Below are 20,150 nucleotides of genomic sequence, written 5' to 3' on the forward strand. Positions count from 1 at the left end.
CGCCTGGAACGAATGTTCGGATCCGAGATCCCGCGAAGCAAAACGATGAACCGCGAAAAGTCCCGGCAAAAAATCACGGCCGCATGGAACGGGATCGCGATTCCGAATGTTGTTGCGGCGAAATCGAGTGGTGCCGACCAGCCCGCCCGGTCGGCTTTGAAGGGCCCCGTGCTCGTCCCCCCCGAGCACGGGGCTTTCTCATGAGTGCTGAGTCGCGGCTAATATTTTGCGACGACGGGTCCGCCCCATCGATAGTTCACGCCGATCTTGCCGGTATGAACGCCCGGGTCGGAGTTCGTGTAGGAGAACACACTACCAGCGGGCAGCACGGCCGCATTGGAAGCCGTGTAGCTCCGTTGCGTACCCAGATAGAGGTATTCGCCCTTGATGCTCCAATTGTTGTTGAACGCGTATTCGACGCCTGCGCCCGCCGCGTAGGTGACGTCGATGTCGCTGCGGTTGATGACCAGAAAACCGCCGCCGCAGCCGGGTGCGCCAGGACCGATACAATTATCGGTGAAGCTCGACGAGCGATCGACGAAGGCGACGCCGCCCTTCACGTAGAACAGCGCATTACGCGCCGTCCAGCCCACGCGGCCAGCAATCACCCCATAGGCGTCGCCCAGCCGGTTCGCGAAGACGCTGTCCACCGGACTTAGGCCTGCAGCCGCGGCGTTCACATCCTGTCGCGCACCGCGCAGGTGCATGTATCCCGCTTCGCCTTCGATACCGACGACCCAGTTACTGCCCGGCCTCTGCCAATTGTAGCCGATGGTACCGCCGCCGATAAAGCTGCTCTGCAGCCCGTAGCCTGTGCCCAACGCAAGGCCGTTGTAGAATACGCCGGTGGGGGTGACCGGCTCGCTCGCAAAAGCATCGCGATCAGCTCCCGCCCCTCCGACGAAGCCGCCAATGTAGAAACCGGTCCAGTTGAAAATCGGCGCTGCGACCATCGGGGGCGCTTTGACCGGCAAATCGGCGGCCAAGGCCGAGACGCTGCTGCTTGCGATTGCGAGCAATGCAAAACCAATACGTTTCATTCCCATGCCCTTTCTGAAAAAGTTCACGATGAACAACGATGGTATTAGGCAAAGTCTAGCCGATTTCGCCGAGATTGGTTGTGTTGCGCCCGCCACAGTTCGTGACAATCCGTCGCGCGCGCAAAGATGTCATTTGACCAGCGGTAAAGAGTTCCGTCTGCGGAACCAGCGCTCTTTCGGATTCAGCAAATCCGGGTACGTTCAGCCGATCACGTCTCCCGTCGTCACATCCATCGGGAGAAATGCGGCTTCAATCTCTCCGCTCGTCGTCGCGCCGATCGCGCGCGAGCTGATGCCAGGCCAGGGCCAGCTCGATGAGCCGTTGCCGGTCGGGGCCTTCGGACGCCGCTGCGCGCTTCATTGCCGCTTCGGCTTCATGCTGTGGATCGTACTTCGTACACATGGGGCCCAAGTTTAACCGGCCGATATCGACAAGTGCGTGGCAATTTCATCCGTATGAATGCGGTGGACAAAAGTCGCAGCCGACGCGCGCTTCCGCACGATGTTACCGCGATCAATCATGCGCGCGAACGGCAGATCCTGCGGGCTTGCCGCAATTCGTATTTTCCTCATGGCACGACGAGCGGCCGCCCCAACGCAAATGAGGCGGGCACCGGGCCCGCCTCATTGGGATGAATTGCACGTCAGGGATTCAGTAGCAGGCGCGCGGATCGGCCTGCACATATTGCCCGCTCGGATAGCGGTAGTAGCAGACGCCCTCGGCCAGATAATAGCCGGGGCGCGAGGCCGCCGTCGCACCGGCGATGGCGCCCGTCGCCCCGCCGATCACGGCACCTGCCGCCGCACCCGAGGCGTTGCCGGACAACAGACCGCCGAGCACGCCGCCGACGATCGCCCCGCCAAGCGCGCTCGCGCCGGGATCTGCGGGCGGCGGCGGAGGCGGCGGCGGTTCGTAGGCGACCGGCGGACCGGGCGGCGCGTAGGCCACCGGCACGTCGTCATAATAGTCCTCGGAGATATAGGCGGGCGGACCATCCATCCGCTGCGGATAATAGTACCGGACGCCGCCGACATCCCACCACCAGCCGGAGCGGCCGTTATGGACCTCGCGGCGCCAGCGTCCGCCCTCCCAGGCAAGATTGCCGCGATAGGCGTGTCCACCCCAGTCTCGCGTCGGCGCAGGACCGCGCGCCACGTAACGACCGGATTCGGCAGGCGGGCCTCCAGCATTCCGTGGCCCGGGACCATGCTGGCCGGGAGCGGGCCCCACATGCTGCGCTTGGCCGGGCTGAGGTGCCGGGCGCGCCGCCTGCTGCGGCGGAGGCCCCTTGCGCATGGTCTGATTGGCCGGGGGCGGGCTAGCTGCGCCCTGCGCCGGCGGCTGGCCGGCGCCCTTGGGCGGACCCGCGTCCTGCGCTTGCGCGGCGGCCGCCAGCAAGGACATGGCCGAAACCATGGGAATGATCATCTTCATGCGGCTGGACGCACTCATTGGTGCCTACCCCTCAACTTCCAGAGAACTGCCGTGGTCCACGCGCGATAGACGATTCGGAGCGCGCCTGGTTGATGCCGGCTGACATAACTGACCCGCCAAAGCAGGCCATGTCCCGTTACAAATGTTTAAGATCACGGCAATTTTTCGGCCCCGCGAGCCGCCGAGATCGCTCTAGCGCGCCGGCTCGATCACGTTGCAATTGCTTCGCCCCGACATCAGGCAGTCCTGCATCTTGCTGGCAGCGGTGAGATCGCGGGCGAGCCACAAGCCGATCCCGAGGATGACGGCGGCAATGATCAGCCCGGCGATCGCGCCGCGGCGGCTGTCGCTGGATTGGGGTTTGGGCCGCGAGCCGGGCTTCTCGGCCGGATCAGGCTGCGTCTGGGACTCAGACTTGGGCTCAGATTTGGACTCGGACATGGGGACCCTGTCGCTCGGTGAGGCCCTTTATCACCTCTGCGACGTCGCGTCACATCTCACGCGCCGCTCAGCCGCTGGTCGGCCTCACCGCTTCCTTGCTGCGCGAGGTTTCGACCGCAGGGATCGCCTGCGGCGCGCGTGGCGCACAGCTCGTCAGGATGAACGCAGTTTGGGTGCACTCCCAGGCTGCCCCAAGAACGCTGCTCTCGATGGGCTGCGGACGCGCCGCCAACAGCACCGCGCTGGCGATCGCCGCCACCGCGACCGTGATTGCAAGGGCTTTCAGGCTTGGCCGGAAAAAAATCATGCCCGTGCTCCGTCTCGTATGGCGGACGCTAGGCGCCGCCGCTGGGGTGCCCTTATGAGGGACATCACAATTCGGCAGTTTTTCCGGGCTACGAAGGATCGGCTGGCTCAGCGATTTCGTTGACCTGATCGGCTGCGATTATGGGTGGCTTCGCGGCGCGTGGCGATGTACACGCTTCTGCGTCGCGTGGCGCCTGCTTGTGCCCAGCCGACGTACCAACACGCAGTGATTTAGGATCGAAAGCGAGGAAGACAAGGCTCGTCGATGAGTGGATTCAGGGAACCCGGCTTCGCTGACCGGCAAAAGGCTGCACTGGAAGCCCGCAAAAATCTTTTGAACAAATTCAAATCGCAGCCGGGACCTGACGATCCCGCTGTGGTGGCGAAGCGCGCCGAGCGGGAGGCGCTCGCGGCCAAGCGCGCTGAAGCGAAGGCTGCACGCGAGGCTGAAAAGGCCGAGCAGAAGCGCCTCGAGGAAGAAGCCAAGGCGGCCGAAGCGGCCCGCCTTGCCCGGGAGGCCGAGGAAGCGGCTGCCAAGTCGGCAGCGCTCGAGGCCGAGCAAAAGGCCAAGCGCGACGCCCGCTACGCGGCCCGCAAGGCCAAGCGGAAGTAGCGCTCTCACCTCACGTTCAAGCGAATTTGAACGCGTCCGGGGCGGTCGAGGTGACCGCCCGCGGATGTCCGAGTGCGCGCGTTCGCGCGCCCTCGATGACGGCTGAAGATCAGTTCTTCTTCATCATCCCGTCGTCTTTCTTCATGCCGTCCTTCGACATCGTGTCCTTCTTCATGCCGTCGTCCTTGGACATGTGATCTTTCTTCATGCCGTCCTTGGACATCGTGTCCTTCTTCATCATGCCGTCGTCCTTGCCCATCTTGTCCTGAGCGAAAGCGGCCGGCGACAGCGCGAGGCCAAGCGACAGAGCGGCAGCCGAGACGCCGAGCACGATGCGGGTGCGAATGGTCATGAGAATTGTTCCCTTCGAGATGATGTTTGCCAGCGACCTATGCCGCTACACAATCTCGACGGATGGAGGCGCGTGCTTGTTACGCGGCGTTGCGAACTTTTTTCGCAAGCGGCCGGGCGTTTGCGCGATCGTTCCCTGACCGAAAGCGTTAACGATCGGGACCCAAGGGCCCGGCGCGTGCAGCGCAGCAAGGCGAACACTTGCCGCGGCCTTCCATCTCGAACTATCAGATGAGAGAAGTTTGAGTGAAAGACCGGCTAGGATGGGCCTCTGCGCCGGTCTCAAGACCCACCCAGTGCACGTCAAACAAGAACCAATCAAAGAAACGCCTAGAGGGACACTTCATGTTCACGCGTCGTCACCTGCTCGCGACCGCCGTCGCGGCGCCCGCCATTCTCCGCTTCGGCATCGGCACCGCGCATGCCGCGACCACGCTGAAGATCTCGCACCAGTTCCCCGGCGGCACCATCGACAAGGGCGATTTCCGCGACCGGCTCTGCCGCATGTTCGCCGCCGAAGTCAGTAAGCGCAGCAACGGCGACATCGCGGCCGAGATCTACCCGAACTCGTCATTGATCAAGACCAACGCGCAATTCTCCGCGATGCGCAAGGGCGCCCTCGATATCTCCCTGTATCCGATGCCCTATGCCGGCGGAGAATTGCCCGAGACCAATATCGGCCTGATGCCCGGCCTCGTCACCACCTACGACCAGGGCATGCGCTGGAAGAAGGAGCCGGTCGGCAAGGCGCTGACGGACTTCCTTGCCGACAAGGGCATCATTCTGCTGAGCTGGGTGTGGCAGGCCGGCGGCGTCGCCAGCCGCTCCAAGCCGATCGTGTCGCCGGAAGATGCCAAGGGCATGAAGGTGCGCGGCGGCTCGCGCGAGATGGACATGGTGCTGCAGACCGCCGGCGCCTCGGTGCTGTCGGTGCCCTCGAACGAGATTTACGCGGCGATGCAGACCGGCGCCTGCGATGCCGGCATCACCTCCTCCACCAGCCTGATCTCGTTCCGCCTCGAAGAGGTCGCGAAATCGCTGACCTCGGGGGCCGGCGCCTCTTACTGGTTCATGCTCGAGCCGCTCATGATGTCGAAGGCGATCTTCGACAAGCTGCCGAAGAACCAGCAGGACGTCCTCCTCGCCGTCGGCGAGGAACTCGAGGCGTTCGGCCGCAAGGGCGCGCAGGACGACGATGTCGAAGTCGCCAAGGTCTATGAGAAGGCCGGCACCAAGGTCGCAGCGCTCGACGCCGCGACCGTCGGCAAGTGGCGCGACATCGCCCGCGACACCGCGTGGAAGGATTACGGCGCCAAGACCGCGACCGCGGCGAACCTGCTCAAGCTCGCCTCCGACGTCGCTGCATGAGCCACGGTCCGCTTCCGGATCGGGACGATCAGGCGAATGCTGCCGCAAGGACCGGCCTTGCGGCGGAGCTCGATCGCGGCCTCGCCATCCTCAATCGCATCATCGTCGTCTTTGCCGCACTGGCGCTGGTCACAGCTTGCGCCATCCTGAGCTACAGCGTGCTGAGCCGTGCCTTGTTCAAGGCCGCCAATTACTGGCAGGACGAGGCCGCGGTGTTCCTGCTGGTCGGCGCCACCTTCATGACGGCTGCCTACGTACAGCAGCACCGCGGTCATATCGGCATCGAGGCCTTTGTCGGACTGTTGTCGCCGCTGGCGAACCGGATCCGGCTCTGGATCGTCGACGCCGCAACGCTGCTGTTCTGCACGTTCTTCACCTGGAAGTCGTGGACGCTGGCCCATGAGGCCTATGTCGACGGCCAGGTCTCGAACTCGATGTGGTCGCCGCCGCTCGCCATTCCCTACTCCCTGATGGCGCTCGGCATGAGCCTGCTCTGCGTCCAGATCCTGGTGCAGCTGGCGCTGCCTTTCGCAGGAGCCAAGCGGCCATGAGCGTGTTCGGTATCGGTATCGCTTACGGCGTCGCGACGCTGCTCGTGATGTTCTCGGGCATGCCGATCGCGTTCGCGCTCGGCGCGGTCGCGGTCGTGTTCATGGGCATCTACATGCCCTCGGCCTCGCTGGATACGGTGACGCAGAACGTCTACGAGGAGATGGCCTCGATCACGCTGCTGTCGATCCCGCTCTTCATCCTTAAGGGCGCGGCGATCGGCAAATCGCGCGCCGGCCAGGATCTCTATTCGGCGTTGCATGCCTGGCTGCATCGCGTGCCCGGCGGCCTTGGCGTCGCCAACGTCTTCGCCTGCGCGCTGTTTGCGGCAATGGCGGGCTCCTCGCCCGCAACCTGCTCGGCGATCGGCTCGGCCGGCATCCCCGAGATGCGCAAGCGCGGCTATTCCGGCGGCTTTGCGGCCGGCATCATCGCGGCCGGCGGCACACTGGGCATTCTGTTGCCGCCCTCGATCACCATGATCCTGTTTGCGGTCGCGGCGGAAAAGTCGTTGGGGCGGCTGTTCCTCGCCGGCATCGGGCCTGGCCTGTTGCTGGTCTCGCTGTTTGGATTCTACGCGGTGTACCGCTTCCGCCAAGAATATGCCGCTGCGGAGGCGATCTACAGGAACGGCGGCCCGGAAGGTGCCATCCTCGCCCGCGACGAGTACACGCTCGCCGAACGCTTCAGCGTGCTGCCGCGCGTGATCCCGTTCGTGCTGCTGCTCACCGGCGTCATGGCGGCACTCTATGGCGGCTATGCCACGCCGTCCGAGACGGCCGGCCTCGGCGGCCTCCTGGCGCTCGGCCTGATCGCGGCGATCTACGGCGTGTGGCGACCCGAAGATCTCGGCCCGATCATGAAGTCGACGATCCGGGAATCCACCATGCTGATGATGATCATCGGCATGTCGCTGCTCTATTCCTACGTGATGAGCTATCTGCACATCTCGCAATCGGCCGCCGAATCCGTCGTCGCGATGCATTTGCCGCGCTGGGGGCTGTTGTTCGCGATCCTCGTGATGGTGGTCGTGCTCGGCTTCTTCCTGCCGCCGGTCTCGATCATCCTGATGACGGCGCCGATCATCCTGCCGCCACTCCGCGCCGCCAATTTCGACATCATCTGGTTTGGCGTGGTCATGACCATCGTGATGGAGATGGGGCTGATCCATCCACCCGTCGGCCTCAACATCTTCGTCATCCGCAACGTCGCGCCCGACATTTCGCTGAGCGAGGTGATCTGGGGCACGCTGCCCTTCGTGCTGCTGATGATGGGCGCCGTGCTGCTGCTGTGTTTGGCGCCGGAGATCTCGACCTGGCTGCCGGATCTGGTGATGGGGCCGGACGGGAGCAGGTAGGCGCACAAACACCGTCATTGCGAGGAGCTCTTGCGACGAAGCAATCCAGACCGTCTCTGCGGGAAGACTCTGGATTGCTTCGCTGCGCTCGCAATGACAGAGAATTAGGATGCCGCCCGCCTCTTCTTCGCATTCAACGCCGTCGCCACCCGGCTCACCGGCGGCTTGCCCAGCACGACGCTCATCGCGTTGGTTGCCGCCAGCAGCTTCTCCATGTCGACGCCGGTCCTCACGCCCATGCCCTCGAGCATGTAGACGACATCCTCCGTCGCGACATTACCCGTCGCGCCCGGCGCGTAGGGACAGCCGCCAAGGCCACCAGCGGCAGCGTCGATCACGCGGACGCCCTCTTCCAGGCCGGCATAGAGATTGGCGAGCGCCTGACCGTAGGTGTCGTGGAAATGCATCGCGAGCCTTGCAGACGGAACGTTGACGGCCACCGCGCGCAGCATCTCCTTGGCCTTATCAGGCGTGCCGACACCGATGGTGTCGCCGAGAGAGATCTCGTAGCAGCCGAGCTCCCACAGCGCCTTGGCGAGATCGGCCACCGCCTTCGGCTTGATCTCGCCGTCAAAGGGACAGCCCAACACGCAGGAGACATAGCCGCGCACCTTGACGCCGTCGTCCCTGGCGCGCGCCAGCACCGGCTTGAACCGCTCGATGGACTCCGCAACCGTGCAGTTGATGTTGGCGCGCGAAAACCCCTCCGAGGCCGCCGCGAACACAGAGACCACTTTGGCGCCGGCGGCGCGCGCGGCGTCATAGCCCTTCTCGTTCGGCACCAGGACATGGAATTCGGCGTCCCTGACGTGGGCGACTCCGCGCAGCACGGCGTCCGAGCTTGCCATCTGTGGGATCGCCTTGGGCGAGACGAAGGCACCGACCTCGACCGTATCAAGTCCGGCGGCAACCAGCGCCTCGATGAAGGCAATGCGGGCCTCGACGCTGACCGGCGTCTTCTCGTTCTGGAGGCCATCGCGCGGCCCCATCTCGATGATGCGGACAGGATCGCTCATGTCACTCCCCGGAAGCCTCGACCACGGCGAGCTCGATGCCTTCCTGCACGATGTCGCCGACCTTGCATTTGATGGACTTCAGCACACCCGCATAGGGAGCACGTAACGTCTGCTCCATCTTCATCACCTCCAGGGTGAGGATCGGTGCGCCCTTCTCCAGCTTGGCGCCCTCCTCGGCCAGCACGGCGACGACCGTGCCCGGCAAGGGGGCCGCGATCTTGTCCGCGCCGGTTTGTTCCTCGGTCTCGCCGCCGAACGGATCGACCCAGTGCAGCTCGAAGCGGCCGTTGCGCGTGCGCAAATACAGCTCATGACCGTCGATCACGGCGGCGACCGACGATTTGACGCCGTCCAGCGTCAGGTCGAAGCCGCCATGCTTCGGCGCAATCGCGAACGCCAGCTCGCGCTCGCCGATCACGAGCGTCGATGGTCCGCTGCCGTAGTTCAGCGCGATCTTCTGCTCAGGACCATGGCCAACACGAAACGCGAAGTTGCGCCGGCGGCGGCCGACCGGCTGCCAGCCAAAGGTCTGCCACGGTGAGCTCGTATCCGCCTGCCGCTCGTCATTGACGATGGCGGCGACTGCGGCGCAAAGCTCGAGCTCGCCGGGCGCCGGCGAGGCCGAGGTCAGAACCGCGAGCTCGCGCTCGATGAAGCCGGTGTCGATCGCATTAGCCCGCACCTTCGGGTGTGTGATCAGCGCCGAGAGGAACGGGATGTTGGTGACGATGCCGCGAACGTCGGAGTCTTCCAGGCCGCGGTTGAGACGATCGATCGCAACATCGCGCGTCGGTGCCCATGCGATCATCTTGGCCAGCATGGCGTCGTAATGCGGCGAGACGCTGTCGCCCTCGCGATAGCCGGCGTCGATGCGCAGGCCTCCGGTCTCCGCCGGGAGCCGCCAGGTCGAGATCCTGCCGACTGACGGCATGAAATTCTTGGTCGGATTCTCCGCATAGACGCGCGCTTCCACGGCGCAGCCGTCGAGCTTGATCTCGTCCTGTTTCAGCGGCAGCGCCTCGCCGAAGGCGACGCGCAACTGCCATTCGACGAGGTCGATGCCCGTGATCAGCTCGGTCACGGGATGCTCGACTTGGAGGCGCGTGTTCATCTCGATGAAGAACACGTCCTTGCCGTCGGAGACGAACTCGATCGTGCCGGCGCCGACATAGTTCACCGCGCCGGCCGCTTTTCGTGCGGCGGCGCAGACGGTTTCGCGCTGGGCCGCGTTGAGCGTCGGCGACGGCGCCTCCTCGATCACCTTCTGGTGTCGCCGCTGCAAGGTGCATTCGCGCTCGAACAGCGACAGCAGATTGCCGTGGCTGTCCCCGATGATCTGCACCTCGATATGCCGGGGATTGTCGACATATTTCTCGATCAGCATGCGGTCGTCGCCGAACGCCGCCTTGGCCTCGCGTTTGGCGCTGACGATTGCCGGTCCAAGCTCGGCCGCCGAGCGCACGATGCGCATGCCGCGGCCGCCGCCGCCGGCGGAGGCCTTCACCAGCACCGGGAAACCGACCTTCTCGGCCGCCTTCGCCAGCGTCGCATCGTCCTGGGCATCGCCGTGATAGCCTGGCACCAGCGGAACGCCGGCCTTCTCCATCAGCGCCTTCGAGCCCGACTTCGAGCCCATCGCGTTCATCATCGCGGCGGTCGGGCCGACGAAGACGAGGCCTGCGTCATAACAGGCCTGCGCGAATTCGGCATTCTCCGACAGAAAGCCGTAACCGGGATGCACGGCTTCAGCCCCGGTCTTCTTCGCGGCCTCGACCAGGCGCTCGACATTGAGATAGCTGTCGCGGGCTCGCGCCGGCCCGAGCAGCACGGCCTCGTCCGCAAGTGCGACGTGCATGGCGTCACGGTCGGCCTCGGAATAAACGGCGACGGTACGCAGTCCCATGGCACGCGCGGTGCGGATGACGCGGCAGGCGATCTCGCCGCGGTTGGCGATCAGGAGGGTGCGAAAACGGCGGTAGAGCTTTGAGCGGTCCATCGCATCACATCCTGAACAGGCCGAACTTCGTCGGCTCGATCGGCGCGTTCGACGCCGCCGACAAGCCTAGGCCGAGCACGAGGCGGGTGTCGGCCGGGTCGATCACGCCGTCGTCCCACAGGCGCGCGGTCGCATAGTAAGGATGTCCCTGACTTTCATATTGGTCGCGGATCGGCTTGCGGAATTTGTCTTCCTCCTCTTTCGACCAGCTGTCGCCCTTGGCCTCGATATTGTCGCGGCGGACCTGGCTCAGCACCATCGAGGCCTGCTCGCCGCCCATCACCGAGATGCGCGCGTTCGGCCACATCCAGAGGAAGCGCGGCGAATAGGCGCGGCCGCACATGCCGTAATTGCCGGCGCCGTAGGAGCCGCCGATCACCACGGTGAATTTCGGCACCGAGGCGGTCGCAACCGCGGTCACCAGCTTGGCGCCGTCGCGTGCGATGCCGCCGGCCTCGTATTTCTTGCCGACCATGAAGCCGGTGATGTTCTGCAGGAACACCAGCGGAATGCCGCGCTGGCAGCACAGCTCGATGAAATGCGCGCCCTTCAGCGAGCTCTCGCTGAACAGGATCCCGTTGTTGGCGATGATGCCGACCGGATAGCCCCAGATATGGGCGAAGCCGCACACCAGCGTCGTGCCGTAGAGCTTCTTGAACTCGTCGAACTCGGAGCCGTCGACGACACGCGCGATGATGTCGCGCACGTCGAACGGCTTCCTGCCGTCGACCGGTACCACGCCGTAAATCTCCTCGGCCGCAAACAGCGGATCCCGCGGCTTGTGCATGTTGAGGTTCGGCCGCGCCGACGGCTTCAGCGTACCGACGATACGCCGCGCGATGCCGATCGCGTGCGCATCATTCTGGGCGTAGTGATCGGTCACGCCCGATTGCCGCGAATGCACATCGGCGCCGCCAAGCTCCTCGGCGCTCACGACCTCGCCGGTCGCCGCCTTCACCAGCGGCGGGCCGCCGAGGAAGATGGTGCCTTGATTGCGCACGATGATGCTCTCGTCCGACATCGCAGGCACATAGGCGCCGCCCGCGGTGCAGGAGCCCATCACGATCGCGATCTGCGGGATGCCTTGTGAGGACATCTGTGCCTGGTTGTAGAAGATGCGGCCGAAATGCCGTTCGTCCGGAAAAATCTCGTCCTGCAGCGGCAGGAAGGCGCCGCCGGAATCGACCATGTAGACGCAAGGCAGGTTGTTCTGCCGCGCGACGTCCTGCGCGCGCAGATGTTTCTTCACGGTCATCGGGTAATAGGTGCCGCCCTTGATGGTGGCATCGTTGGCGACGATGACGCATTCGCGGCCCGCGATGCGCCCGACGCCGGTGACCACGCTCGCCGAGTGCACGTCGCCGCCATAGAGGCCGTAGGCCGCCAGCGGCGACAGCTCCAGAAAGGACGTGCCGGGGTCGACCAGGAGGTCGACGCGCTCGCGCGCCAGCATCTTCCCGCGCGACGTATGGCGATTGCGCGAGGCCTCGCCGCCACCGCCGGCGACCTGGCTGAGTTTTTCGCGCAAATCCGCGACGAGGCCGCGCATGGCCTCGGCGTTACGCGTAAAATCCGATGACGATGGATCGATGCTGGAATGGAGCGGCATTGAGGTCCCGCGCTGCTGGTGACGTGGTTGCGTTGAGGTTTCAAGCCGTCTCGGACATCAGCTCGCGGCCGATCAGCATGCGCCGCACTTCTGATGTCCCCGCTCCGATCTCGTACAGCTTGGCGTCGCGCCAGAGCCGGCCGACCGGAAACTCTGATGTATAGCCGACGCCGCCGAGCGCCTGGATCGCCTCTCCCGCCATCCACGTCGCCTTTTCTGCGGAATAGAGGATCGCGGCCGCCGCATCCTTGCGCAGCGTGCGCGCGTGGTTGGCGCGGTCGCAGGCCTTTCCCACCGCATAGACATAGGCGCGCGTGGCCTGCCAGGTCGAATACATGTCGGCGAGCTTGCCCTGCATCAGCTGGAAATCGCCGATCGGCTGGCCGAACTGCTTGCGCTCGTGCATGTAGGGTACCACCGCATCCATGCAGGCCGCCATGATGCCGAGCGGGCCGCCCGAGAGCACCGCGCGCTCGTAGTCGAGGCCTGACATCAGCACCTTGACGCCCTCGCCCACCTTGCCGAGCACGTTCTCCTCCGGCACCTCGCATTCGTCGAAGAACAGCGGATAGGTGTTGGAGCCGCGCATGCCGAGCTTGTCGAGGTGCTGGCCGTGGGTGAAGCCCTTGAAACCCTTCTCGATCAGGAAGGCGGTCATGCCGCGCGGGCCGGCCTCCGGATCGGTCTTGGCGTAGACCACGAGCACGTCGGCATCGCCGCCATTGGTGATCCACATTTTCGAGCCGTTCAGCACATAGCGGTCGCCGCGCTTGTCGGCGCGCAGCTTCATCGAGACCACGTCGGAGCCGGCGCCAGGCTCGGACATCGCGAGCGCGCCGACATATTCGCCGGAGATCAGCTTCGGCAGATAACGCTGCCGCTGGGCATCATTGCCATTGCGGCGGATCTGGTTGACGCAGAGGTTGGAATGGGCGCCGTAGGACAGCCCGATCGCGGCCGAGCCGCGCGAAATTTCCTCCATCGCGACGACATGGGCGAGATAGCCCATGTTGGAGCCGCCATATTGCTCCGGGGCGGTCATGCCGAGCAGGCCGAGATCGCCGAAGCGCTTCCACAGGTCGGCCGGGAACAAATTGGCCTTTTCGACCTCGGCCGCGCGCGGCGCCACCTCCGCTTCCACGAAGGCGCGCACCGTGTCGCGCAGCATGCCGATGTCTTCGCCCAGGTCGAAGTCGATGCTCGGGATGTTCAAAGGCGATTCCTCCAAGAATCCTGCAAGTTTTTGTCGGCCCCGAACCTACCCCCGCCCGGGCGCCGTGGCGGTCGAAAAGGTTGCATTTTCCGCCAAGTTTGGCGAGGATTTTCCGGAAGGATGTCTGATGCCTTTCCAGGCTGCAACCGCCACGCCCCGCCGCGCCATGACCCCCGCCGCCTTCGTCCGCGGTGTGGTCGCCGCCTATGCCCGCTACGGGCGGGATCCCGCCGAGGCGCTCAGTAAGGGGCAGGTCTGCGAAGATCTCGCCGGATCGGGCGACGGGCGGATCACGGCGGCCCAGTTCGAGGCCCTGGCGGGCCACGCCATGCGCGAGCTCGACGACGAGGCGCTCGGCTGGTTTTCGCGGAAGCTGCCGTGGGGGACCTACGGCATGCTGTGCCGCGCCTCGATCACGGCGCCAACGCTCGAGGTCGCGCTGAAGCGGTGGTGCCGCCATCATCGGCTGCTGACCGAGGACGTGCTGTTCGAGCTCGCGGTCAGCGGCGAGATCGCGAGCATCTCGCTTCGCGAGCAGCGCGATCTCGGCGACTGCCGCGAATTCTGCCTCGTCACCCTGCTCCGCTACGTCCTGGGTTTCTCCTGTTGGGCGGTGGATTCGGCGATCGCGCTTCGTGCGGCAGAATTTCCCTATCCCGAGCCCATTCACGTCTCGGTCTATCCGACCATTTTTTGCAAGCACGTCCGCTTCGATGCGGAGACGGCGCGTATCGTCTTCGACAAGCACTATCTCTCGCTGCCGCTCACCCGCAGCGCGACCGATCTGGACAGCATGCTCAAGGGCGCGCTGCGCCTGACCGTGCTGCCCTATCGCCGCGATCGTCTGCTGGTCGAGCGCGTCAGGCGCGTGCTGCGCGAGGCGCGCGGCCGCATTCTGGGCGCGGAGGACGTCGCCAGCGAGCTCGCACTCTCCACCCGCACCATGCACCGCCGCCTGCGCGAGGAAGCCACCTCGCTGCGCGATCTGAAGGAGGAGGCCAAGCTCGAGCTTGCCAAGCAGGAGCTGATGCGCGGCCGCACCCCGATCAAGCGGATTGCGGAGCTCGCCGGCTTCCGCAACGAGAAGAGTTTTTCGCGCGCTTTCCGCAGCTGGACGGGCGCATCCCCGCGCGAATTTCGCGGACGGTATCGCTGAGCCCGCAAAGGCGTGCGGCCTCCGCGATCAGGCGCAGAGGCCGCATTGTTGACGCCAGAACTCCGGTCCTCGATCAGTTCGAGGTCGGACGAGCCTTGCTGCGCGTCTGGCTCTGCTTCGGCTGGAACGCGAGCGCATCGTTGGTCTTCGAGGCACCACCAGCCTGCGAGCACGAGCCGCCGATGCCGCCGGCCGCGGCACGACAGGCCTCCATGGTCGGATAGCCGCAACCGTGAGCGGCCTGGGCGCCATTGGAAATGCAGTAGTCGTCAGCCTTCGCAGCCGGCGCGGTCATCATCAAGAACGCAGATGCAAACAGCGTCGCAGCGGAGGCGACGAACGTCTTCGAGGTCGAGATCATGTTGTCTTTTCCTGCTTAGGGAGTCCCACGAAAGAGTCCTCGGCATGCGACGCAGGCTGAGGGTTCACACCGCGGATGTAGGCTGCGCACGGATGCCGGCAATCACGGCCCGGCGCATTGCAGGGCTTCGCAAATCACATGTCTTAGATATGTGATTTACTAAGCTATATAATACCACCAAATTGTATAATTCCCGTCATGGAGCGGCATGCGCCGGCCGCTAGCCCGCCGATGTCACCGCCGCGACGTCCGGCACCGGTAGCGGGATGTCCTTCGCAACGCCCAGCACGGGAAAGCTGCGGACGTTCTTCACGTTGGGCATGGCGGCGAAGTGCAGCAGCTGCTGGCGCATGCTCTCGACGCTGGGGGCGACGCATTTGAGCAGATAGTCGGTGTCGCCCGAAATCCGCCAGCACTGCTGGATGCGCGGGATCGCCGAGATCGTGTTCTCGAACGCCTCGAGCACCGGCTGGGCCTGGCTGCCGAGCTGGATCGAGACGAACGACACCACCTCATAGCCCAGCAGCCGCTCGTCGATGACCGCGCGCACGGCGCGGATCACGCCGCGGCTGAACAGCGATTTGAGCCGCCGCAGGCAGTTCGGCGCCGAGACGCCGACGCGCAGCGCCAGTTCGTTGTTGCGAACGCGCCCGTCCTGCTGCAGCTCAGAAAGTATCTTTAGATCGACGCCGTCGAGCTGGTCACGCCCGGCCATCCCTTGCCTCGTCATGGTCCCGTCATGCGGACCAGCGAAGCACGCGGCGGAAGGGGTGCCAAGGGGCTGCAAAGGCTCTCCGGCGAGCCCGGCGAAGGCAGCGCCTTCAATGCGTCCAGGGCTCGCCGCGGCGGAAGGAGAAATTGTCAGCGTAGGCGATCTGGCGGTGGAGCGATTCCTTGGGCTCGATCACCTGGTAGGCGATGCCCTTGCGCTCGCAATAGGCGACCGCCTCCTCCTTGGTGTGGAAGCGCAGGGTGATCTGCTGCTTCATGTCACCGGACGAGGTCCAGCCCATCAGCGGCTCGACCGCGCGCGGCTGCTCCGGCTCGTAATCCAGCTGCCATTCCTTGGTCTTGGACCGGCCGGATTGCATCGCGTTCTTGGCGGGCTTGAAAATGCGTGCGGTCATTGGCGGTCCGGCCTCTTCGTCTTTTCGTTCGATTTGAATGCGTCACGGTAGCGGTTGGTCGAAACCGCGGGCATAGTATAGAGACACCTTTCGGGAACAAATCGGTGATTCCGGCCCCTCCCGGGTCCCTCACCGACGGGTATAGTCATTATGCTGCACTGTGACAATTGCGTACCCGCCTTCCGCCCGGGAATCCCGTCCGGCGGCCACACCGCCTCACCGCCTTCAGCCTATCCGTCCCCTTCGAGAGCTTCCGTCGCATGGCCTTCCTGAACATCAACGCCACGCTGCCCGACAAGGGCCGTGACCTCAGGCTCGACCTGTTTCGCGGTGTCGCCAACTGGGCGATCTTCCTCGACCACATCCCCGACAACGTCGTGAACTGGATCACGACCCGCAATTACGGCTTTTCCGATGCCGCCGACCTGTTCGTCTTCATCTCCGGCTACACCGCCTCCTTCGTCTATGCGCGGATGATGCTGGAACGCGGCTTCATCGTCGGAGCAACCCGCCTGACCAAGCGGGTCTGGCAGCTCTACGTCGCCCACATCATCCTGTTCGTGATCTACATCGCCTCCATCAGCTATCTGGCGTTGCGCTTCGGCGATTCCGAGATGATCAACGAGTTCAATGTCGCCGGCCTCGTCGACAACGCCACCGAGACGTTGCGTCAAGGCCTGTTCCTGCGCTTCAAGCCGCTCAATCTCGACGTGCTGCCGCTTTACATCGTGCTGATGGGCCTGTTTCCGCCGGTGCTGTGGTTCATGCTGCGCAAGCCCGATCTGACGATGGTGCTCTCCATCGTGCTGTGGCTGACCGCGCGTCACTACGGCTTGAACCTGACCGCCTATCCGGCCGGCCAGTGGTACTTCAACCCCTATTGCTGGCAGGTGTTGTTCGTGTTCGGCGCCTGGTGCGCGATGGGCGGCGCGCGCCGTTCGATGACGCTGATCAATTCGCCGATCACGCTGTGGATCTGCCTCGGCTATCTTGCCTTCGCGCTGGTGATGACCATGGCCGGTCGCTTTCCGACGCTGGGCGGCATGTTCCCGGAATGGCTGTACTCGGCCTTCAATCCGAACGACAAGACCAACCTTGCACCCTATCGCTTCATCCATTTCGTCGTGATCGTGATCCTGGTGATCCGCTTCGTGCCGAAGGACTGGCCCGGCCTGGAATGGAAGATCTTCGATCCGTTGATCGTCTGCGGCCAGCAATCGCTCGCCGTGTTCTGCGTCGGCGTGTTCCTCTCCTTCGTCGGCCATTTCGAGCTGTCGATGAGCTCGGGCTCGCTGTTCGCACAGCTGTTCGTCTCCGTCGCCGGCATCGCGATCATGACGACAGTGGCCTACTACATCTCCTGGTCGAAGCGGCAGGACAAGCCGCTGAAGCCGCCGCCGGCAAAGGCCGCAGCTCCGCCGGCCGCGAAGGCCGCCTGAGCCGCCCCGAACGCTACGCTGTTTCAAGCGCGCGTTCGGCTTCCATGGCGAGAGGTCCGGCTGGTCCGGGATCGGATTGACCTGCGTCAACCGGGGGCGACGCCGGTCGGCCTAGTGTTCCTGGCACACATCCGCCGCCGCGATGTCGGCGGCATCCTCCTCGGACAAGGCCCAAGCCCATGCCCTCTCATTTTCACGCCGTGGTCTGGATTGATCATTCGCAGGCCCGCATCTTCCATCTCGGCCTGAGCGGCTCCGACGAAGTCACCCTGCATCCGCAGCTGGCGACGCGGCATCTTCATCACAAGGCCAACGCGATCGGCAGCGGCCATGCCGCACCCGACAAGACGTTCTATGCCGAAGTGACCAAGGCTCTCACTGACGCCGGCGAAATCCTCATCATCGGTCCGGCAGGCGCGAAGACTGAGCTCGCCAGCCACATTCGCGCCCATGCGCCCGATCTCGCCAAGCGGATTGCTGCGGTGGAAGCGGCCGATCATCCCTCGGACAAGGAAATCGTCGCCTACGCAAAGCGTCACTTCAAACTGCCGCTGCCGCGCGTTCAGACGCCGGGAGCCGCAATGGGCGAACGACACTCGGGTTAGAGCGTTTTCGCGCGAAGTGGCTACCGGTTCGCGTGAAGAAAACGCGTCAAAACAAGAATCTAGGGCCCGTTCCGATTCCATCGGAACGGAAAAGGCTCTAGAGCGTCTTTGAGCGAACTGGCGACCGGTTCGCGTCATGCCCGAACCTGACCTGAAGCGCGATGGCGATTCATCCTGATCGCGTCGCGTTTCAGCGCGAGCCCCACTCAGGCCGCCGCCTCGCCGTCATACTCTGTGAACTTCTTGTAGATCCAGTCACGCCCGTCGTGGCGGCGCCAGACCTTGCCATAAACGAGCTGCCCGTTGATCGAGCGGCGCGGCACGATGACGGTCCAGAGGTGCCAGATCTCGGCCCAGTTCGACTGCTGGCGATGAGTCTTCGAGGTGAGATCGAAAGCCATGACAACTCGCGCGAAACGAAATGCCGCGACGAATGTGACGTCGTGTGAGCCGCCGATAGGGCGTCGTCGCGTGCTGGGACCGGTTTGATACCAGTCGTCAAAATGGCCGCAAGGACAGCTCGGATTTAACCTAACCGATCAACCTTACCCGCCGCCCGGCAGCCGCCTTGCCGGTTGAAACGCCCGCCTGTCTTTTCTAAGATATTTGCGCAATTTGAGAATGGGTACGCCGATTGCGAAGGGTGTGCCGGCTGATTTCGAACGCAGACTGAATTTCAAAGACCCGATTGCGCAGGTCACCGATCATGAATTTGCAATGTTCACGTTTGCATCTCGCCACGTCTTCACCGCCGCCGGCACGGATTGCCAAAGCAACCCACGACGGCCCGCCGAAGGCTGCCAATGACAATCATCCGGTCTGGCCGCTGATCCCGTTTCCGGCGGGTTGGCACGCCTCGACCTGAGCCCGCAAAAACGCAACGCCGCGCAAGCGCAGTATCATCGCTTGGCGGCGTCCGTTAGGCATTGGGCGCTGAAATCCCCAACGCTGATATGTCGGCGGCGACGCGCAAAGGTTCGATGAATCTTTGGTCATTCTGCGCCCCCTAACTTGCTCGAATCCCGGAAAAAACAGCGCGGAAACGGTACCGCACGAGGAACCGGCACCAAGCGCCGGGGTCTCGGAGTCGCCTCGGGCAGTGCCGGGCAAGGCCGACCGCTCGGGCGCGAATGACCGTTCAGACGCCGCTGGCGGCGGCCGATGCACCGCTGGTGCTGGCGCTCAGCGCGCCCTGCGAATTATAGGTCTGTCCCGCCTGGCTCCCTTGGGCGCCTTGGCCGCCTTGGCTATTCTGCGCGCTCCCTGATTTCTCGACCTCGGTCGAGCCATCGGAATACGTGATCGTCGTGGTCGTGACGCCATCGACAGTGATGGAAACCTCGCTCACGACGGTCTTGCTCGATCCACCGCTGGATCCCGAGCTGCCGCCCGCCGACTGTGCCGACGAGGCCGCTGACGTCGAGGACGTGGCGGACGTCGAGGATGTCGCCGATGTTGCGGGGGACGACGTCGTCGCGCTCGACGGCGTCGCGGTCACTGCCGCGGTGGAAGAAGCAATCGCACTGACCGACATGGAATCCTCTCCTGGAGTGAGCTCGCGGGCGCGGCATGGATTGCTCTGCCCTGGTGTTCCTTCAACGCGGGGGATGCAGGAAGCAGGCGCGGCAGGCGCGAAAAAGTGCGGACACGCTATGTATCTCTGTTTCCGGACGGCAACCAATCGTCCCGCCGCGCGTTGCAGCTTCTTCCCGTCTGTGCGCAAGGCATCCGCAACTCGCTGTCGGCTGCTGCGCGCCATGAACGGCAGTCACCTCGTCTCACGTCCGTGTGAGTTGGAGCGCGGCCGGTGAATTTTCGCGAGCTAACGCAGACCAATGAACAGCAGGCCGTCGGCCAAGGGGATGCTGTGAGCCAAATTGACACGGCCGAGAAACTGTCCGCGGCGGAAGCGCCCCGGATGTCGCTGTTTGCATTGTGCTGGCTGGGCATCGCGGCGATCGCGATGCTGGGGTGGATTTCCGCACTCGGCTGGCTCGCCTGGCGTCTGGCGAACTGGGCGCTGTTCTAGCTGCGATACGCCGTAAGCGACGTCTACGTCCCATTCGCAAAGATTTGGAGGGACGGATTGCAAAGCGTTGGCGCGACGGATTGCAATCTGTTGATCCACGCGTTGGAAATCGTTGAAGTTGCGTGTGGAGGGACAACAG

At 64.3% G+C, this 20,150-nt stretch carries 24 protein-coding genes; 11 read left to right on the forward strand and 13 right to left on the reverse strand.

Going from position 1 to position 20,150, the window contains the following annotated elements:
* Positions 1–218 precede the first annotated feature (218 nt).
* Positions 219–986 carry an outer membrane protein gene (locus tag G8O24_RS23330; protein WP_202988769.1) on the reverse strand — a complete coding sequence of 256 codons (768 nt, stop codon included), beginning with the start codon at positions 984–986 and terminating at the stop codon, positions 219–221.
* On the opposite strand from G8O24_RS23330, the gene G8O24_RS23335 reads away from it, so the two are divergent.
* Complete coding sequence (locus G8O24_RS23335) at positions 964–1,458, forward strand: hypothetical protein (RefSeq protein WP_188103447.1); 495 nt, start codon at positions 964–966, stop codon at positions 1,456–1,458. The genes G8O24_RS23330 and G8O24_RS23335 overlap by 23 nt on opposite strands.
* Positions 1,459–1,692: 234 nt before the next feature.
* On the opposite strand, the gene G8O24_RS23340 is transcribed toward G8O24_RS23335, so the two are convergent.
* The 3 genes from G8O24_RS23340 to G8O24_RS23350 all read right to left on the reverse strand — a co-directional run bounded on the left by G8O24_RS23340 (position 1,693) and on the right by G8O24_RS23350 (position 3,223).
* Entirely contained in the window at positions 1,693–2,493 is an 801-nt protein-coding gene (locus G8O24_RS23340; protein ID WP_188103404.1) for a hypothetical protein, read from the reverse strand.
* A 174-nt stretch (positions 2,494–2,667) separates the two neighbouring features.
* Positions 2,668–2,916 (reverse strand): DUF2273 domain-containing protein, encoded by a 249-nt coding sequence (locus G8O24_RS23345; protein ID WP_188103406.1) that lies wholly within the window; start codon positions 2,914–2,916, stop codon positions 2,668–2,670.
* A 67-nt stretch (positions 2,917–2,983) separates the two neighbouring features.
* On the reverse strand, positions 2,984–3,223 hold the full coding sequence (locus tag G8O24_RS23350; RefSeq protein ID WP_188103407.1) for a hypothetical protein: 240 nt from the start codon (positions 3,221–3,223) through the stop codon (positions 2,984–2,986).
* Positions 3,224–3,487: 264 nt separating this feature from the next.
* Between G8O24_RS23350 and G8O24_RS23355 the strand changes: the two genes are divergently transcribed.
* The gene (locus G8O24_RS23355; RefSeq protein WP_188103409.1) at positions 3,488–3,835 is read left to right on the forward strand and encodes a DUF6481 family protein; all 348 of its coding nucleotides are present in this window, start codon (positions 3,488–3,490) and stop codon (positions 3,833–3,835) included.
* A 109-nt stretch (positions 3,836–3,944) separates the two neighbouring features.
* On the opposite strand, the gene G8O24_RS23360 is transcribed toward G8O24_RS23355, so the two are convergent.
* Positions 3,945–4,187: a pentapeptide MXKDX repeat protein gene (locus tag G8O24_RS23360; RefSeq protein WP_128962548.1), complete on the reverse strand. Its 243-nt coding sequence runs from the start codon at positions 4,185–4,187 to the stop codon at positions 3,945–3,947.
* Positions 4,188–4,531: 344 nt separating this feature from the next.
* Here G8O24_RS23360 and G8O24_RS23365 point away from each other — a divergent pair, with 344 nt between their 5' ends.
* From G8O24_RS23365 to G8O24_RS23375, 3 genes are read left to right on the forward strand one after another with little or no spacing between them, the layout of a single operon-like run.
* A complete protein-coding gene (locus G8O24_RS23365; RefSeq protein WP_188103411.1) occupies positions 4,532–5,554 on the forward strand; it encodes a TRAP transporter substrate-binding protein in 1,023 nt (340 codons plus the stop codon).
* A complete protein-coding gene (locus G8O24_RS23370) occupies positions 5,551–6,105 on the forward strand; it encodes a TRAP transporter small permease (RefSeq protein ID WP_188103413.1) in 555 nt (184 codons plus the stop codon). The genes G8O24_RS23365 and G8O24_RS23370 overlap by 4 nt, the downstream gene beginning before the upstream one ends.
* Positions 6,102–7,460 carry a TRAP transporter large permease gene (locus G8O24_RS23375; RefSeq protein WP_188103415.1) on the forward strand — a complete coding sequence of 453 codons (1,359 nt, stop codon included), beginning with the start codon at positions 6,102–6,104 and terminating at the stop codon, positions 7,458–7,460. The genes G8O24_RS23370 and G8O24_RS23375 overlap by 4 nt, the downstream gene beginning before the upstream one ends.
* Positions 7,461–7,564: 104 nt before the next feature.
* On the opposite strand, the gene G8O24_RS23380 is transcribed toward G8O24_RS23375, so the two are convergent.
* Genes G8O24_RS23380 through G8O24_RS23395 form a run of 4 tightly spaced genes read right to left on the reverse strand, consistent with a single transcriptional unit; the run spans position 7,565 to position 13,249 of the window.
* A complete protein-coding gene (locus G8O24_RS23380; RefSeq protein WP_188103416.1) occupies positions 7,565–8,476 on the reverse strand; it encodes a hydroxymethylglutaryl-CoA lyase in 912 nt (303 codons plus the stop codon).
* A gap of 1 nt (position 8,477) precedes the next feature.
* Positions 8,478–10,472 (reverse strand): acetyl/propionyl/methylcrotonyl-CoA carboxylase subunit alpha, encoded by a 1,995-nt coding sequence (locus G8O24_RS23385; RefSeq protein ID WP_188103418.1) that lies wholly within the window; start codon positions 10,470–10,472, stop codon positions 8,478–8,480.
* 4 nt (positions 10,473–10,476) lie between these two features.
* A complete protein-coding gene (locus tag G8O24_RS23390; RefSeq protein WP_188103420.1) occupies positions 10,477–12,081 on the reverse strand; it encodes a carboxyl transferase domain-containing protein in 1,605 nt (534 codons plus the stop codon).
* Positions 12,082–12,121: 40 nt separating this feature from the next.
* Positions 12,122–13,249 carry an isovaleryl-CoA dehydrogenase gene (locus G8O24_RS23395; protein ID WP_283815582.1) on the reverse strand — a complete coding sequence of 376 codons (1,128 nt, stop codon included), beginning with the start codon at positions 13,247–13,249 and terminating at the stop codon, positions 12,122–12,124.
* A 172-nt stretch (positions 13,250–13,421) separates the two neighbouring features.
* On the opposite strand from G8O24_RS23395, the gene G8O24_RS23400 reads away from it, so the two are divergent.
* Positions 13,422–14,450, forward strand: coding sequence for an AraC family transcriptional regulator (locus G8O24_RS23400; protein ID WP_188103423.1), 1,029 nt, complete (start codon positions 13,422–13,424; stop codon positions 14,448–14,450).
* A 73-nt stretch (positions 14,451–14,523) separates the two neighbouring features.
* On the opposite strand, the gene G8O24_RS23405 is transcribed toward G8O24_RS23400, so the two are convergent.
* From G8O24_RS23405 to G8O24_RS23415, 3 genes are all read right to left on the reverse strand, one after another.
* The gene (locus G8O24_RS23405) at positions 14,524–14,811 is read right to left on the reverse strand and encodes a DUF3551 domain-containing protein (protein ID WP_188103425.1); all 288 of its coding nucleotides are present in this window, start codon (positions 14,809–14,811) and stop codon (positions 14,524–14,526) included.
* A gap of 220 nt (positions 14,812–15,031) precedes the next feature.
* Positions 15,032–15,526 (reverse strand): Lrp/AsnC family transcriptional regulator, encoded by a 495-nt coding sequence (locus tag G8O24_RS23410; protein ID WP_188103426.1) that lies wholly within the window; start codon positions 15,524–15,526, stop codon positions 15,032–15,034.
* Between the two features lie 106 nt (positions 15,527–15,632).
* Positions 15,633–15,938, reverse strand: a complete 306-nt coding sequence (locus G8O24_RS23415) for an ETC complex I subunit (RefSeq protein ID WP_188103428.1) — start codon at positions 15,936–15,938, stop codon at positions 15,633–15,635.
* A 260-nt stretch (positions 15,939–16,198) separates the two neighbouring features.
* Between G8O24_RS23415 and G8O24_RS23420 the strand changes: the two genes are divergently transcribed.
* Both G8O24_RS23420 and G8O24_RS23425 read left to right on the forward strand, forming a co-directional pair.
* Positions 16,199–17,377, forward strand: coding sequence for an OpgC domain-containing protein (locus G8O24_RS23420; protein ID WP_188103430.1), 1,179 nt, complete (start codon positions 16,199–16,201; stop codon positions 17,375–17,377).
* Between the two features lie 179 nt (positions 17,378–17,556).
* Positions 17,557–17,982: a translational machinery protein gene (locus G8O24_RS23425; protein ID WP_188103432.1), complete on the forward strand. Its 426-nt coding sequence runs from the start codon at positions 17,557–17,559 to the stop codon at positions 17,980–17,982.
* A 206-nt stretch (positions 17,983–18,188) separates the two neighbouring features.
* Here G8O24_RS23425 and G8O24_RS23430 read toward each other — a convergent pair whose 3' ends face one another.
* Positions 18,189–18,383, reverse strand: coding sequence for a hypothetical protein (locus tag G8O24_RS23430; RefSeq protein WP_188103433.1), 195 nt, complete (start codon positions 18,381–18,383; stop codon positions 18,189–18,191).
* Positions 18,384–18,603: 220 nt separating this feature from the next.
* Between G8O24_RS23430 and G8O24_RS23435 the strand changes: the two genes are divergently transcribed.
* From G8O24_RS23435 to G8O24_RS23445, 3 genes are all read left to right on the forward strand, one after another.
* A complete protein-coding gene (locus G8O24_RS23435) occupies positions 18,604–18,789 on the forward strand; it encodes a hypothetical protein (protein WP_188103435.1) in 186 nt (61 codons plus the stop codon).
* 491 nt (positions 18,790–19,280) lie between these two features.
* A complete protein-coding gene (locus tag G8O24_RS23440; RefSeq protein WP_188103437.1) occupies positions 19,281–19,793 on the forward strand; it encodes a hypothetical protein in 513 nt (170 codons plus the stop codon).
* Positions 19,790–20,011 carry an RNA-binding protein gene (locus G8O24_RS23445; RefSeq protein WP_188103439.1) on the forward strand — a complete coding sequence of 74 codons (222 nt, stop codon included), beginning with the start codon at positions 19,790–19,792 and terminating at the stop codon, positions 20,009–20,011. The genes G8O24_RS23440 and G8O24_RS23445 overlap by 4 nt, the downstream gene beginning before the upstream one ends.
* Positions 20,012–20,150 lie beyond the last annotated feature (139 nt).

The organism is Bradyrhizobium campsiandrae (assembly GCF_014529705.1).
In the GTDB taxonomy this organism is placed as follows: domain Bacteria; phylum Pseudomonadota; class Alphaproteobacteria; order Rhizobiales; family Xanthobacteraceae; genus Bradyrhizobium; species Bradyrhizobium campsiandrae.